The following is a 15,817-nucleotide window of genomic DNA, read 5'->3' as shown; positions in this document are numbered from 1 at the left end:
CTATTCGTCGATAAAAATCTGTCCTTGTGACAGATTTTTTCATAGCTCCCCTTAGTTCAATGGATATAACAACTCCCTCCTAAGGAGTAGTTGCTGGTTCGATTCCGGCAGGGGAGATAGAAACTAGCTAAAAAGCTCTTGATTTCAGGGACTTTTTTGGTTTACAGATCAGATAACCCCTGAATTATTTCGTCTTTTTTTCAAATCTTTTTTACAAAAATCAGTTGCTAATTTATTGAAAATAGGAAGTATAGCTTTTTAGTTTTTGCTGAAAATTTATTTTATTTTCACAAGCTTTTTTCCTCAATTTTGATTAAAAAATGATATAATTATTTTTGATCAGAAACGAAGGAAGTACAATGGCGAGAAAAAAATATTCTATTGATAGTCGGATTGATTATTCTGTAATTTTACCTGTCTTTTTCCTTTTGTTAATTGGCTTGGTGGCAATCTATATCGCAACCATAAATGATTACCCAAGCACGATTGCAAAAGTGATGACACAACAAGTGATTTGGATACTTTTAGGGTGCGGTGTGGCGTTCGTTGTCATGCTGTTTAGCACCGAATTTTTATGGAAAATAACGCCGTTCTTATACGGTCTTGGATTGATATTAATGGTGCTGCCGCTCATCTTTTATAGTCCAGAGTTGGTTGAGTCAACAGGGGCGAAAAACTGGGTTACAATCGGTTCGGTAACGTTATTTCAGCCCTCCGAATTTATGAAAGTGTCCTATATTTTGATGCTTGCCAGATGTTCCATTTGGTTTCGCCAAAAGTTCAAGGAAGATTCTTTGAAAAATGACTGGAAACTCCTTGGAATTTTTGCACTTATTACCTTACCTGTGATGGTGCTACTAGGGCTTCAAAAAGACTTAGGAACAGCAATGGTTTTCTCAGCGATTTTAGCTGGTTTGATTTTATTATCAGGGATTTCGTGGTGGATTATCCTTCCAGTTGTTATTATCGTTGCTCTTGCATTTGGGGGGTTCATTTTAATTTTCCTTTTGCCAAATGGGAAAGAATTCCTTTATGGTTTGGGAATGGATACTTACCAAATTAATCGTATTTCAGCTTGGCTAGACCCGTTTTCATATGCTAAAACGATTGCCTACCAACAAACACAAGGAATGGTTTCTATTGGTAGTGGTGGTCTTACTGGTAAAGGGTTCAATGTTGTTGATTTATCAGTGCCAGTTCGTGAGAGTGATATGATTTTCACCGTTATTGCTGAAGATTTTGGTTTTATTGGTAGTGCTGTTGTCATGGGATTGTATCTTTTGCTGATTTATCGTATGATTCGTGTAACTTTTGAATCAAATAACCGTTTCTATACTTACATTTCAACTGGTTTCATCATGATGATTTTGTTCCATATTTTTGAAAATATCGGAGCAGCAATTGGTATTTTGCCGTTAACAGGTATTCCTTTACCATTTATCTCACAAGGTGGCTCATCATTGATTACCAATTTGATTTGTGTCGGTCTGATTTTATCAATGAGTTATCAAAACAACCTACACCGTGAACAAGAAATTACAGAACATTTTAAAAGAAGTGACCGTTATTAATAAAAGTTGAGCGTTAGCTCGACTTTTTTCTTATATACTAACCTGTAAATTGATGCAGTATAGACTATAAAAAAACTTAAAAATATGATATAATAGAGCGTATGAATTACCATGATTATATGTGGGATTTGGGTGGAACGTTGCTTGATAATTATGAAATGTCTGCTCAAGCTTTCGTGAAAACTTTAGCGGAATTTGGACAATCTGCCTCGCATGATGAGGTTTATAACAAGCTAAAAGAGTCCACGGATGCTGCTATTGCACAATTTATCCCAAACGAACCTCAATTTTTAAAGGCGTACAAAAAATTGGAAGCCGAATATTTAAAAACGCCAGTTTTATTTGCAGGAGCACATGACGTTTTGCAGGCAATTGTTGCAAGTGGTGGACGAAATTTTTTAGTATCGCATCGTAACAAACAAGTCCTTGATATTTTAGAAAAAACTAATTTATTGTCTTATTTTACGGAAGTAGTCACTTCAGAAAATGGCTTTTCTCGTAAACCGAGTCCAGAATCGATGTTGTATTTGAAAGAAAAATATGATATTAAAGAAGCACTGGTAATTGGAGATCGTGAGATTGATAGGAAGGCAGGTCAAGCTGCTGGCTTTGATACGTTATTAGTTGATGGAAAAAAATCCTTAATGGAGATAGTGAAGTAAATGACGGAAGAAAATAAAAATTTAGCAGAATTAGCGAAAGAGTATGACGCCAGTCAAATTCAAGTCTTAGAAGGGCTTGAAGCTGTTCGAATGCGTCCAGGTATGTACATTGGTTCAACGTCAAAAGAAGGCTTACACCATTTGGTATGGGAAATTGTCGATAACTCTATTGACGAAGCATTAGCTGGTTTTGCAACTCATATTGAAGTTTTTATTGAAAAAGATGATTCGATTACAGTTGTTGATGATGGGCGTGGTATTCCTGTTGATATTCAAGAAAAAACAGGTCGTCCCGCCGTTGAAACAGTCTTTACGATTTTGCACGCTGGAGGTAAATTCGGCGGTGGCGGCTACAAGGTTTCAGGTGGTTTACATGGTGTAGGGTCGTCTGTTGTTAACGCACTTTCAACACAATTAGATGTCTCTGTTCATCGTAACGGTAAAATTCATTATCAAGAATACCGTCGTGGACACGTTGTTAGTGATTTAGCTGTAATTGGTGATACCGACCGTCATGGAACGACTGTTCACTTTACTCCAGACCCAGAAATTTTCACTGAAACAACGGTTTTTGATTTTGATAAATTAGCCAAACGTATCCAAGAATTAGCCTTTTTGAACCGTGGCTTACGTATTTCAATTACTGATAAACGTGAAGGAATTGAGCAAGAAAAACATTACCATTACGAAGGTGGTATTTCAAGCTACGTTGAATTTATCAACGAAAATAAAGAAGCTATTTTTGAAAATCCAATCTATACTGATGGTGAATTAGACGGTGTTTCTGTTGAAGTAGCCATGCAATATACAACTAGTTATCATGAAACAGTGATGAGTTTCGCAAATAATATTCACACGCATGAAGGTGGTACGCATGAACAAGGTTTCCGTACAGCTCTAACACGTGTGATTAATGACTATGCTCGTCAGAATAAATTGCTAAAAGAAAAAGATGACAATTTAACTGGTGAGGATGTTCGTGAAGGGTTGACGGCAGTTATTTCTGTTAAACATCCAAATCCTCAATTTGAAGGACAAACGAAGACGAAACTTGGAAATTCCGAAGTTGTTAAAATTACAAATCGTTTATTTAGCGAAGCTTTCAGCCGTTTCTTATTAGAAAATCCACAGATTGCTAAGAAAATCGTTGAAAAAGGTATTCTGGCATCTAAAGCTCGTATCGCTGCTAAACGTGCACGCGAGGTAACACGTAAAAAATCAGGACTTGAAATTTCAAATCTTCCTGGTAAATTAGCTGACTGTTCTTCAAATGATGCAACTATGAATGAATTGTTCATCGTCGAAGGGGACTCTGCGGGTGGTTCTGCTAAATCAGGACGTGATCGTGAGCACCAAGCAATCTTACCAATTCGTGGTAAAATCTTGAACGTTGAAAAAGCTAGCATGGATAAAATTCTTGCTAACGAAGAAATTCGTAGTTTATTTACAGCTATGGGAACAGGTTTTGGTGCTGAATTTGATGTCTCAAAAGCGCGTTATCATAAGCTTGTTATCATGACTGATGCCGATGTTGACGGAGCCCATATTCGTACCTTGTTGTTAACGCTGATTTACCGTTTCATGCGTCCTGTTTTGGAAGCAGGGTATGTTTACATTGCTCAACCACCGATTTACGGTGTCAAAGTTGGTAGTGAAATTAAAGAGTACATTCAACCAGGTGCCAATCAAGAAATTGAATTGCAAGAAGCTATGGCACGTCATAGTGTTGGACGTTCAAAACCAACGGTTCAACGTTACAAAGGTCTTGGAGAAATGGACGATCACCAACTTTGGGAAACAACAATGGATCCAGAGAATCGCTTAATGGCGAGAGTTTCTGTTGATGATGCCGCTGAAGCAGATAAGATTTTTGATATGCTTATGGGAGATAGGGTAGAGCCGCGTCGTGAGTTCATCGAAGAAAATGCGGTTTACAGTACGCTTGATATTTAATAAGAATATTGACGAAAAATTACTGCATACAATCTCTAAGTATGTTATAATCGTAATGTTATAGCTATTTTTTACGATAAAAAGACAATTTATAAGGAGTTTTAAATGTCGAGCGGAATTATATTACTGCTTGTAGCAATAGTTTTATTAGTAATTGTTGCTTACCTAGTTGGCGTTATTGTACGCAAGCGAAACGATTCATTGATTGCAAGTTTAGAAGAAAGAAAACAATCATTATTTGGCTTACCTGTGAATGAAGAAGTTGAGGCTGTTAAAAATCTTCATCTTATTGGACAAAGTCAGACAACATTTCGTGAATGGAATCAAAAATGGGTTGACCTTTCTTTAAATTCTTTTTCGGATATTGAAAATCATATTTTTGAAGCTGAAAATCTAAATGATAGTTTTAAATTCATTAGAGCAAAACACGAAATTGATAATGTCGAAAGCCAATTAAATTTAGTTGAAGAGGACATTAATTCGATTCGTGAAGCACTTGCTGTCTTGAAAGAACAAGAAGAAAAAAATAGTGCTCGTGTTAAACACGCTTTAGATTTGTACGAAACATTGCAAGCTTCTATTTCAGAAAAAGAGGATAATTTTGGCTCTACAATGTCTGAGATTGAAAAACAATTAAAAAACATTGAAGCTGAGTTTTCTCAATTTGTAACGCTTAATTCAACTGGTGACCCTGTTGAAGCGTCTGAAGTGCTTGATCGTGCAGAAGAACACACTATCGCACTTGGTCAGATTTCAGAACAAATTCCAGCGATTGTTGCAAAATTAGAGGATGATTTCCCAGACCAACTTGATGATTTAGAGCAAGGTTATCGTCGTCTGCTTGAGCAGAATTATCATTTTGCTGAAAAGAATATTGAAACACGTTTCCAAGAAGTTCGCGACTCTATTCGTGCCAATTCTTCTGAACTTGTTACGTTGGATTTAGACCGTGCCCGTGATGAAAATGAGCACATTCAAGAGAAAATCGATTCATTGTATGAATTGTTTGAACGCGAAATTGCTGCTCATAAGGCTGCGCTTAAAGATAGCAAGATTATTCCTGACTATTTGGTTCATGCTAAGGCAAATAATGAACAACTTGCTCATGAAATTAAACGTCTATCTCACAAGTACATTTTAAATGACAGTGAAAGTCTTAGCCTTCGTTCATTTACTAAAAATTTGGAAGAGATTGAAACGGAAGTGTTGCCAATCGTTGTTGCTTTTGAGACACAAGACAAGCCATTCTCTGAATTGCAAGTGACTTTTGACAGAACTTTAAAAACATTGGCTGCTGTCGAAGAAGGGCAAATGGAAGTCTTTGAACAAGTTAAGAATATTGAAGAAATCGAGACGATTGCTCGTCAAAGTTTGGAACAATATATTAATCGTTTACATATGATTAAACGTTATATGGAAAAACGTAATTTACCAGGTATTCCACAAGATTTTTTGAGCGCCTTCTTCACAACAAGTTCACAATTGGAAGTGTTAGTTGATGAACTTAGTCGCGGTCGTATCGATATTGAAGCTGTATCTCGTTTAACAGATGTTGCGACATCAGCTATTGCAAATCTTGAAAATGCTACTTATCAAGTGGTTCAAAATGCGACATTGACAGAACAATTATTGCAATACTCAAATCGTTACCGTAGTTTTGAACCAAGTGTGCAAAGTAGTTTTGAACACGCTTTGAAATTATTTGAAGTTGATAATGACTATCAAGCATCATTTGATGAAATTTCATACGCACTTGAAACGGTTGAACCAGGTGTCACAGATCGTTTCGTATCATCGTACGAAAAAACACGTGAACAAATTCGTTTTTAAGGCGACTGTGTTGACTGATACAATATAAAGGTTTGGAAAAATTGCCAAACCTTTTTTGATAACTAAAATGAGGCGTGACAATGAAAAAGATTGGTATGGTGGTGGCTGTTGAAATACAGTCAGTCGTGAGAAAATAGGCTGATAAGCTCAAAAGAGAAGATATCAGAGGGGCTAAAGTTTATTCGGTTACATTTGATGATAAAATTTTATATATTACACAGTCAGGTGCAGGAGAAATCAGAGCTGCTGCCTGTACGCAATTATTAATTAGCCTTTTTGATGTCGATTTAATTGTTAATTATGGTGTGGTCGGTGCTCTTACGGAAGAATTAAAGGTAACCAATATTTGTTTAGTTGAAAAGGTGATCCATTATGATATGGATACCTCAGCCGCTGACCATTGCGAAGTTGGGCGTTATTTGGAATATCAAGATATCTATTTGCCAACAACGAAGAAGTATGTGCAGTTGGTAAAAAATCATTACCCTTTTATTCGTCCAGTTATCTGCGCTTCTGGTGATAAATTTATTGCTGATGAGACAAAGAAACGTGTCTTAAATCATGACTTTAAGGCTGATATTTGTGATATGGAAAGTGCAGCAATTGTCTTGATTTGTGACCAGAATAACATTCTAAATCTTATCCTTAAAACGGTTTCGGACAGTATAACGGGTGGTGCGGCAGAATTTCGTTCATCTATTGAAAAAGCTGCAGATATTTGTCTAGAAATTTTAGACGATATTCTGAAAGAACTATAATTAATCAGAGATTCTTTGAAATTAGCCGGCGGCATAAAGCAAGTTTGAACTTAAAAATGCAAATTGAGGAACTTAAAAGAAGCATCAAAAAAGACTTTTTCAAACTAAACCAGCTAAAGTTGGCAGATTTTTTTGTATAAATATAAAAATCTTGATTTTAAGCTTGCTATTTTCAGAATTTTCTTGTAGAATATTTTTAAATATAAAAGTGTTGATAGAAAAAGCCTGAGACAACAGACAGAGAGTGCTTGGTGGTGAGAAAGGCGTGCAATCCTTGGGCGACACATTCTTGAGCGCGTGTGCGAACTCAGCTGATAGAGCTGACAGTAGTGCACGACGGGTGGTCCCACGTTACGGAGCAGAAGTCATGTACTTCATGAGAACAGTCTAGGCGACTGGCTGTTGAATCAGAGGTGGAACCACGTTTTTAACGTCCTTGCATTTTTTTTGCGAGGGCGTTTTTTGAATATCAGAAATAGAAAGGGCGTTATTATGACAACTATTAAAGGATTGAGAGATATTGAACCTTATGTAGCTGGTAGCCAGCCAAGCGGTGAAAATTTAATAAAATTGAATACAAATGAAAATGCTTATGGACCAAGTCCAAAAGTAGCAGAAGTGTTTTCACATTTTAACGTTCATCAATTGCGGAAATATTCAACTTTGGATCAAGAATCACTACGTGTTGTGCTTGCTAAGCAACATGGTCTTGATCCAAGTCAAATCATTGTTGGTAATGGATCAGATGATGTTTTGTCTATGGCATTTCTTGCATTTTTTAATAGTGATGAGCCTGTTCTATTTCCTGATTTGACTTATGGTTTTTACAAAGTTTGGGCTGATTTGTACCGCATTAATTACCATGAAGTGCCGTTAACTAGCGATTTTGAGATTAATGGTAATGATTATATTGCTGATAATGGTGGTGTTGTTCTGACGAATCCAAATGCACCGACTGGCATTTACAAATCTTTAGAGGCTATTGAGGCGATTATAAAGACTAATCAAGATGTGGTGGTTATTATTGACGAAGCTTATATTAACTTTGGTGGTGAAACAGCTCTGCCATTGCTCAAAAAATATGATAATGTCTTTATTACACGAACATTTTCAAAAGATGCTTCGCTTGCTGGTTTGCGAGTTGGCTATGGTATGGGAAGTCCAAAATTAATGTCGGTTATTAATGCCGTTAAAAATTCGGTCAATCCTTACAATGTTGATTTAATTGCTGAGAAATTAGCTGTGGCGGCTGTTGAATCATGGGATTATTACGAAGATACGTGTCAAAAAATTATAGCGACAAGAGATTGGTTTACTAAGGAATTACGAGACCTTGACTTCCCAGTTTTAGAATCAAAGACCAACTTTGTCTTAGCGGAATGTCCTCAAAATGATGCAGCGAATTTATTTGATTATTTGCAAGCTAAGAATATCTATGTTCGTTATTTTCCGAAAGTTGAACGTATCAAAAATCATTTGCGAATTTCAATCGGAACGCAGGCTGAAATGGAACGAGTGATTGAAGCGATTAAAGACTATCAGAAAGCCTAATTTTAATGATGTTAGGAGTTGACAAGATGAAAAAAACAACATTACCTGTGGGAATGCATGATAAGTTATTTAAACGTGCGCGTGTTACCTACAAAATAGAACGTGATATCAGTGATTTCTTGATGAGTCAGGGATTCAATCGAATTGAAACACCGACCTTGGAACATTTTGAAGTCTTTAGTGATACGATTACGAAAAATAATTACAATTTCTTTGATAAAAGTGGTGAATTGCTGACGCTTCGTCCTGATATTACCAGTCAGATTGGACGTGTCATTGCTTCGACGCAAGTTGAAACGCCGATTAAATTCTCCTATTCGGGCAAGGTTTTCAAATACAACGAAGAAATGCGTGGTTTGATGAATGAGCACACGCAAGCTGGTGTTGAGATTGTTGGTTTTCCAGCTAAGGAAGCTGTTTTTGAGGCAATCCAATCAGCCAAGGAAGCTCTTGATAGAGCGGATATTCCGTCTTATCAATTTGAATTTTCACATGCTGCGATTTTACAAACCATTTTTGAAACTTTGGCTTTGCCACAAGCAGTTGAAGAAACTTTGGCACAAGCGATTAAAGATAAAAATATCACTCAGTTAAATGAATTTACCCAAAAATATCCAAGTGAATTTGATGAGTTTTTGAAAAATTTGCCTTATCTTTTTGGAGAAAGTCATCAAGTTTTAGAAAGTGCGCGTGTACTTGTCAAGAATCAAGCGATTTTGGCTGCTTTAACAGATTTGGAAAACTTGCTCAATCAAGTATCTGAAATTTTACCAAAGAGCAACATTGATTTGGCACAAATTCCGACAATGCCGTATTATACTGGCGTGATGTTCAAAGTCTTTGGAGATAAGGTGCCAGACGCTTTTGCCTCAGGTGGGCGTTACGATAAACTTTTTGAACGTTTTGGGGCTAAAAAATTGACTGCGGTCGGTTGGGCAGTAGATATTGATGCCGTTTACCAAGCTGTACATGATAATTTAGAAGGAGGTGCCTAATGGAAAATCAAATTACGATTGCTTTAACCAAGGGACGTATTGAAAAAGATACGGTAAAACTTCTGGAAAAAGCGGGTTTTGACATGACGTTTATGGAAAATAAGGGACGTAATCTTATTTTTGAAAGCCCAGATAAAAAATTCCGTTTTTTGCTTGTCAAGGCACCTGATGTGACAACGTATGTGCGCCATGGTGTGGCTGACCTTGGTGTGGTCGGAAAGGACTTGTTGATTGAGCACCCAACAGGTTATCTTGAAATGCTTGATTTGAATTTTGGTTTATGTAAATTCTCAGTAGCTTCAACGGATTCTTATGACCCACATGACCATAAACGAAAACGAATTGCCACAAAATACCCAACCATTGCGACCGATTATTTCAATAAAAAAGGAGAAGATGTCGAAATCATTTCAATTCAAGGAAGTGTTGAGATTGCTCCTGTTATTGGTTTAGCGGACGCTATTGTTGATATTGTTGAGACTGGAAATACGCTAGTTGCTAACGGTCTTAAAGTTTATGAAGATATTTGCCGCATTTCAGCACGATTGATTGTGAACAAAGCGGCTTTGAAAAATAATCCTGAAATCATGCCATTTATCCAAAAATTAGAAAGTATCGTTGGAAATGAGGAGGTAGCTTTTAAATGAAACGTTTAACAGGAACGACAGAAGAAATTTCAAAAATTCTCTACCAAGAACAATTAGAATTAAGCAAAGAAAATCTTGATGTTGATGATGCGGTTCGTCAAATTTTAGAAGATGTCAAAGAAAATGGTGATAACGCACTTAAAGCCTATTCCGAAAAATTTGACAAGATTACGCTTGATAATTTTGAAGTTGGTAAGGAGTTGGTTGACCAAGCGTTTGAGGAAATTGATGCCGAGGTTTTGGAAGCTCTCAAAAATGCCAAAGCGAATATTGAAAGTTATCACAAGCAACAGTTGGAAAAAGGATTTGAGGACCAACCAACTGAAGGCGTTGTTCGTGGGCAATTGATTCGTCCGATTGAGCGTGTTGGGGTTTATGTCCCAGGTGGAACTGCTGCTTATCCGTCATCTGTTTTGATGAATGTCATTCCAGCTAAGATTGCTGGTGTTAAAGAAATTATCATGATTACACCGCCACAAGTGCATTTCGAACCTGCGATTTTGGTGGCTGCTTCGTTAGCTGGTGTTGATAAGATTTATCAAATTGGTGGGGCTCAGGGTGTTGCTGCTTTGGCATATGGTACAGAAACAATTCCTCGTGTTGATAAGATTACTGGACCAGGAAATATTTTTGTTGCGACAGCTAAAAAACTCGTTTACGGTATTGTTGGTATTGACATGATTGCAGGTCCGTCTGAAATTGGTGTGATCGCAGATGACACAGCCAATCCAAAATACGTTGCAGCAGATTTGCTCTCACAAGCTGAGCATGATGTGCGTGCGCGTGCGATTTTGGTGACAAATTCAGCAGCGTTAGCGGATGCGGTTGAAAAGGAAATCGAAGAACAACTTAAAACCTTGCCACGTGAAGAAATTGCACGTGCTTCTGTTGAAAATAATGGTCGTATCATCATTGCAGATTCTGTTGAGGCAATGTTTGAATTGATGAACCAAGTGGCGCCAGAACATTTGGAAATTGCTATGGATAATGCTTATGATTATCTTGATGCGATTGAAAATGCGGGTTCTGTTTTCCTTGGGCATTTCACGAGTGAACCAATCGGTGATTATTACGCAGGGGCAAATCATATTTTGCCAACAACTAGCACAAGCCGTTTCTCATCAGCGCTAGGTGTGCATGATTTTGTCAAACGTATCCAGTATATGCAATATTCAAAAATTGCTGTGAATGCAGCTAGTCACGATATTACAACACTTGCTTATGCTGAAGGATTACAAGCTCATGCTAGAGCTATTGAGGTGCGTCATGACTAAGGTAAATGGATTATTGGTAATGGATGTTGACTCTACCCTCATTCAAGAAGAAGGAATTGATTTATTGGGTGAAGAAGCGGGTGTTGGTGAGAAGATTGCTGACATTACTGCGCGTGCCATGAATGGTGAACTTGATTTTAAACAAGCGTTAGATGAACGTGTCGGTTTATTGAAGGGCTTGCCAGAAAGCATTTTTGATAAGGTGCTTGCGCGCATGCATTTTACAAATGGTGCTGAAAAATTAGTGGCAGAATTGCATCGTCGTGGTTATAAAGTGGCTGTCGTGTCAGGCGGTTTCCATGAAACGGTTGATGTGTTGGCAAAACGTATCGGACTTGATTATGTCAAGGCTAACCGCTTAGAAGTTAAAGACGGTGTTTTGACAGGCAAGGTTCTTGGCGAGGTCGTCACTAAAGATGTCAAGAAAGCTAGCTTGATTGAGTGGGCAGCTGAAAATGGCTTAGAATTAAGTCAAACCATTGCTATGGGAGATGGTGCTAATGATTTGCCAATGATTAAAACAGCTGGTATTGGTATCGCTTTTTGTGCTAAGCCAGTTGTACGAAAAGAAGCGCCTTACCAAATCAACGAAGCAGATTTGTACAAAGTCATTGATATTTTAGATGGTAAAAACTAGTGACGTTACTTGCACAGAAAGAAAAGGATATTTTATGAGACAAGCAGAGATTGAACGTAATACCTTTGAAACAAAGATTAAGTTGAGCCTTAATTTAGATGCTCAAGAACCAGTAGAGATTGATACTGGTGTTGGTTTTTTTGACCATATGTTGACCCTTTTTGCAAGACATAGCCGTATTTCCCTTGTAGTAAAAGCAGATGGTGATTTGCATGTTGATAGTCACCATACGGTTGAAGATGTGGGAATTGTTTTAGGACAAGCTTTGAAAGAAGCCCTTGATGATAAGGCTGGCATCAATCGTTATGGTACAGCTTTCGTTCCTATGGATGAAACGCTTGGTATGGCAAGTCTTGATTTATCAGGGCGTAGCTACCTTGTTTTTGATTGTGAGTTTGATAATCCAAAACTTGGCAATTTTGATACAGAATTGGTTGAAGAATTTTTTCAAGCCTTGGCATTTAATGTTCAGATGAATTTGCATTTGAAGATTTTACACGGAAAAAATAATCACCATAAATCAGAAAGTCTTTTTAAGGCAACTGGTCGTGCTCTTCGCGAAGCAATTACCATTAACCCTGAAATCCATGGTGTTAATTCAACAAAAGGATTGCTTTAAAATACAGAGAAAGGAAATCAGCCATGACACGTCTCATTTAGTAGTGTGTGGAAGGCTTGAGAGCTGAGATATGATAATTGTGATTGATTATGATGCAGGTAATACTGCTAATGTGTTAAGAGCTTTACAGAAAATCGGTGTTCAGGCTGAATTGTCTAGTAATCGAGACAAGATTTTAGCTGCGGACGGTCTGATTTTGCCAGGGGTTGGTGCTTATCCTGCTGCCATGGCTGAGTTACAACAGCGTGGCCTGGTTTCTGCTATCAAGGAAGCAGTAGCTAAGGGAACGCCGTTACTGGGCATTTGTTTAGGAATGCAGGTCTTGACAGAGATTGGCTTGGAACACCAAGAAACACAAGGACTTGGCTTTATCCCAGGTGTTTGTCGTGAAATTCAAGCAACTAAGACTATGCCTGTTCCGCATATGGGATGGAATGATTTGACAGTGAAACAAGATAGTCCGTTAACAGCAGGGCTTGCTGGCAAATCCGTTTATTTTGTGCATAGCTATTTTACAGATGTTCCGAAAGAATACATTGATGTGACTGCTGATTATGGTATTGAAGTACCAGCCATGATTCACAAGGATAATGTTTACGGAGCGCAATTCCACCCTGAAAAATCAGGTGACGTCGGTTTAGGAATTCTTGAAAAATTTATTGCCCTTTGTGGTGACTAAGAATGATTTTAAGTTGCTTAGAGTAGCGTTTTATAAAGAAAAGGAGTTTATATGCAGATTCTTCCAGCGATTGATATTAAAGAAGAACAGGCAGTTCGTCTTTTTAAAGGTGATTTCAACCAAAAAACGGTTGTTAATCCAGATGTGCTTGGACAAGCAAAAATCTTTGCGCAAGCTGGTATTGAATTTATTCATGTTGTTGATTTGGACGGAGCGCTTGATGGGCGAGCAACGAATCGCGATTTAATTGCCAAGTTGAAGCAAGAATCAGGGCTTGGTGTCGAAGTTGGTGGTGGTATTCGTACCCTTGAGCAAATTGAAGATTACCTAGCGGTTGGCATTGACCGTGTGATTATCGGGTCTATGGCGGTGAAAAATCCAGATTTTGTCAAGGCAGCTTTAGATAAATTTGGCAGTGATAAAATTGTGGTTGGTATTGATGCTAAAAATGGTTTTGTGGCAACTGAAGGTTGGCTAGAAACGAGTAATGTTGACTACATCAGCTTAGCTAAAGCCATGGAGAAAATGGGGGTGACCCTATTTGTCTATACAGATGTTGACCGTGATGGTACGCTAACAGGACCAAATTTTGAACATTATGAACGTTTAGTGGCTGAGTTAACGACGGCTAAAGTTATTGCTTCTGGCGGCATTGCTGAGAAGAATGATTTGGTGAAATTGCAAGAAATTGGTGTTGCTGGGACAATCGTTGGTAAAGCTTATTATAACGGCAATATTAGCCTTGACGAATTGAAAGCTTTTGGAGGATAGCTTATGCTGAAAAAACGCATTATTCCTTGTCTTGATGTTAAAGATGGGCGCGTGGTTAAGGGGGTTAATTTTGTTAATTTAACAGATGTTGGTGATCCTGTTGATGCGGCGCGTGCTTATTATGAAGCTGGGTGTGATGAATTGGTGTTCTTGGACATTACCGCAACACATGAAAAACGTGATACAACTGTGGAAATGGTGAAGCGTGTGGCTGACCAAGTATTCATTCCTTTTACAGTTGGCGGTGGCATTCGCTCGGTTGAGGACATGAATAAAATGCTTAAAGCTGGTGCGGACAAGGTCGCGGTTAATTCTTCTGCGGTAGCCAATCCTCAACTCATCAAAGATTGTGCTGAAAAATTTGGCAATCAATGTGTGGTATCGGCTATTGATGCTCGTAAAGAAGCTGACGGCACTTGGCATGTTTATGTGGCAGGTGGGCGCAAGGATACTGGCATTGATTTGATTGAATGGGCAAAGGCTGTTGTCAGCCTTGGTGCAGGTGAGATTTTACTAACTAGCATGGATAAAGACGGCACGAAGTCAGGATTTGATTTGGATATGCTAAATGCTGTCGCTGATGTGGTTAATGTCCCAATCATTGCGTCTGGTGGTGCAGGAAATATTGACCATATGGTTGACGTTTTTGAAAAAACAACTGCAACAGGTGTGCTTGCCGCTTCCATTTTCCACTTTGGCGAAGTTTCAATTGCTGATACCAAAGCTGCCATGGCTACTGCAGGAATTGAGGTGAGACAATGAGTATGAGTGAAATAAAACTTGATTTTGCGAAACAAGATAGTCTTGTTCCTGTGATTGTGACGGATTACCAAACAGGACAAGTACTGATGTTAGCCTACATGAACGAAGAAGCGTATCACTTAACATTGGAAACCAAGCAAATGCACTACTGGAGCCGCTCACGTCAAGAGATCTGGCATAAAGGGGCAACTAGCGGTCATTATCAATACGTCAAATCAATCAAAACGGATTGCGACTGTGATACCTTATTGGTCGCTGTTAAGCAAGAGGGCGCTGCTTGTCATACGGGCGCTTACAGCTGTTTTTTCAATGACATTTTGTGATGATAGAAAGGATAAAGACATGCTAGAAACATTATATAAAGAAGCAATAGACCGTAAAGAAAATCCAAAGGAAGGCTCTTATACCAATTACCTTTTTGATAAAGGATTGGATAAAATTCTTAAAAAGGTTGGGGAAGAAGCGACAGAAGTTGTTATTGCAGCCAAAAATGCAGACAAAGATGAAATCGCCAATGAAACAGCAGATGTTCTGTACCATTTGGCAGTAATGTTGGTCGAAACTGGCGTTAGTGTTGAAGATGTTGATGCTGTTTTAAAAGCACGCCAAGGTAAGAAAAGTAATGTCCACGACCGACCAGAAATTACTAATTATTAAGCACTGCATTTGCATGTTTAACGATACAACCAAAGAAGCTGAGCCATGCTCGGTTTTTTTGTATTTTTCGAAGCAATCGATTGCATTTAAATTAAAACAACTTATATAATGTTTATTTTGAAGTCATGAATAATGCTAAAAAATATTTACGAAAACGATTGCGCAAATTAAAAATATTTTGTATACTGAAATCGTAAAAAATCATTATGTTGAAAGATACGGAGGTTCTGTATGGAAAGGGGAAGTCGGCTCTTTTTTGGAGTGCTAGTTTAGCAAATATGTCTCCACTGAAACGGCAACAGAATTGGTAACAAATCAATGGGAAATAGCAGAGCAAGCCAATGAAGTTGCACAAAGTAAGACTGATACCTTAGCTGACATGCAAGCTGAGGTTGAAAATACTGAATTAACCATTAGTGAAGATGATACCTAAACTGTTGTGACTGAAACT

General features: G+C 38.0%; 17 protein-coding genes and 1 tRNA gene. All 18 read left to right on the top strand.

Annotation, left to right across the window (positions count from 1 at the left end; genetic code table 11):
* Window positions 1-45 precede the first annotated feature (45 nt).
* The 18 genes from E8M05_RS07455 to E8M05_RS11730 all read left to right on the top strand — a co-directional run bounded on the left by E8M05_RS07455 (window position 46) and on the right by E8M05_RS11730 (window position 15,799).
* Window positions 46-117 (top strand) — tRNA-Arg (locus E8M05_RS07455).
* Between the two features lie 242 nt (window positions 118-359).
* Entirely contained in the window at window positions 360-1,571 is a 1,212-nt protein-coding gene (locus tag E8M05_RS07450) for an FtsW/RodA/SpoVE family cell cycle protein (RefSeq protein ID WP_003065642.1), read from the top strand.
* Between the two features lie 101 nt (window positions 1,572-1,672).
* Complete coding sequence (locus tag E8M05_RS07445; protein WP_003065640.1) at window positions 1,673-2,233, top strand: HAD-IA family hydrolase; 561 nt, start codon at window positions 1,673-1,675, stop codon at window positions 2,231-2,233.
* Window positions 2,234-4,186, top strand: a complete 1,953-nt coding sequence (gene gyrB / locus E8M05_RS07440; protein WP_003065638.1) for a DNA topoisomerase (ATP-hydrolyzing) subunit B — start codon at window positions 2,234-2,236, stop codon at window positions 4,184-4,186.
* 105 nt (window positions 4,187-4,291) lie between these two features.
* Window positions 4,292-6,016: a septation ring formation regulator EzrA gene (gene ezrA, locus E8M05_RS07435; RefSeq protein WP_003065636.1), complete on the top strand. Its 1,725-nt coding sequence runs from the start codon at window positions 4,292-4,294 to the stop codon at window positions 6,014-6,016.
* 161 nt (window positions 6,017-6,177) lie between these two features.
* Window positions 6,178-6,774, top strand: coding sequence for a 5'-methylthioadenosine/S-adenosylhomocysteine nucleosidase (locus E8M05_RS07430; protein ID WP_260844500.1), 597 nt, complete (start codon window positions 6,178-6,180; stop codon window positions 6,772-6,774).
* A gap of 492 nt (window positions 6,775-7,266) precedes the next feature.
* Complete coding sequence (gene hisC, locus E8M05_RS07425; protein ID WP_003065629.1) at window positions 7,267-8,325, top strand: histidinol-phosphate transaminase; 1,059 nt, start codon at window positions 7,267-7,269, stop codon at window positions 8,323-8,325.
* Window positions 8,326-8,351: 26 nt separating this feature from the next.
* Window positions 8,352-9,320, top strand: a complete 969-nt coding sequence (locus E8M05_RS07420; RefSeq protein WP_041972824.1) for an ATP phosphoribosyltransferase regulatory subunit — start codon at window positions 8,352-8,354, stop codon at window positions 9,318-9,320.
* On the top strand, window positions 9,320-9,967 hold the full coding sequence (gene hisG / locus E8M05_RS07415) for an ATP phosphoribosyltransferase (RefSeq protein ID WP_003065624.1): 648 nt from the start codon (window positions 9,320-9,322) through the stop codon (window positions 9,965-9,967). Before E8M05_RS07420 ends, hisG begins: the two co-directional genes overlap by 1 nt.
* Window positions 9,964-11,241: a histidinol dehydrogenase gene (gene hisD / locus E8M05_RS07410; RefSeq protein WP_003065619.1), complete on the top strand. Its 1,278-nt coding sequence runs from the start codon at window positions 9,964-9,966 to the stop codon at window positions 11,239-11,241. The genes hisG and hisD overlap by 4 nt, the downstream gene beginning before the upstream one ends.
* Window positions 11,234-11,878 (top strand): phosphoserine phosphatase SerB, encoded by a 645-nt coding sequence (gene serB, locus E8M05_RS07405; protein WP_003065617.1) that lies wholly within the window; start codon window positions 11,234-11,236, stop codon window positions 11,876-11,878. The genes hisD and serB overlap by 8 nt, the downstream gene beginning before the upstream one ends.
* Before the next feature lie 34 nt (window positions 11,879-11,912).
* The gene (gene hisB, locus E8M05_RS07400) at window positions 11,913-12,497 is read left to right on the top strand and encodes an imidazoleglycerol-phosphate dehydratase HisB (protein ID WP_041972821.1); all 585 of its coding nucleotides are present in this window, start codon (window positions 11,913-11,915) and stop codon (window positions 12,495-12,497) included.
* A 70-nt stretch (window positions 12,498-12,567) separates the two neighbouring features.
* Window positions 12,568-13,176, top strand: coding sequence for an imidazole glycerol phosphate synthase subunit HisH (hisH, locus tag E8M05_RS07395; protein WP_003065613.1), 609 nt, complete (start codon window positions 12,568-12,570; stop codon window positions 13,174-13,176).
* A 51-nt stretch (window positions 13,177-13,227) separates the two neighbouring features.
* Entirely contained in the window at window positions 13,228-13,947 is a 720-nt protein-coding gene (hisA, locus tag E8M05_RS07390; RefSeq protein WP_003065609.1) for a 1-(5-phosphoribosyl)-5-[(5-phosphoribosylamino)methylideneamino]imidazole-4-carboxamide isomerase, read from the top strand.
* Between the two features lie 3 nt (window positions 13,948-13,950).
* Window positions 13,951-14,709 (top strand): imidazole glycerol phosphate synthase subunit HisF, encoded by a 759-nt coding sequence (gene hisF / locus E8M05_RS07385; RefSeq protein ID WP_003065606.1) that lies wholly within the window; start codon window positions 13,951-13,953, stop codon window positions 14,707-14,709.
* Window positions 14,710-14,711: 2 nt separating this feature from the next.
* Window positions 14,712-15,032: a phosphoribosyl-AMP cyclohydrolase gene (gene hisI / locus E8M05_RS07380; protein ID WP_041972851.1), complete on the top strand. Its 321-nt coding sequence runs from the start codon at window positions 14,712-14,714 to the stop codon at window positions 15,030-15,032.
* 19 nt (window positions 15,033-15,051) lie between these two features.
* Window positions 15,052-15,366 carry a phosphoribosyl-ATP diphosphatase gene (gene hisE / locus E8M05_RS07375; protein ID WP_041972819.1) on the top strand — a complete coding sequence of 105 codons (315 nt, stop codon included), beginning with the start codon at window positions 15,052-15,054 and terminating at the stop codon, window positions 15,364-15,366.
* A 304-nt stretch (window positions 15,367-15,670) separates the two neighbouring features.
* Entirely contained in the window at window positions 15,671-15,799 is a 129-nt protein-coding gene (locus E8M05_RS11730; RefSeq protein WP_003065597.1) for a hypothetical protein, read from the top strand.
* Window positions 15,800-15,817: the final 18 nt, after the last annotated feature.

It is taken from the genome of Streptococcus pasteurianus (assembly GCF_004843545.1).
Lineage (GTDB): Bacteria > Bacillota > Bacilli > Lactobacillales > Streptococcaceae > Streptococcus > Streptococcus pasteurianus.
This window is presented reverse-complemented; position numbering and strand designations above follow the sequence as displayed.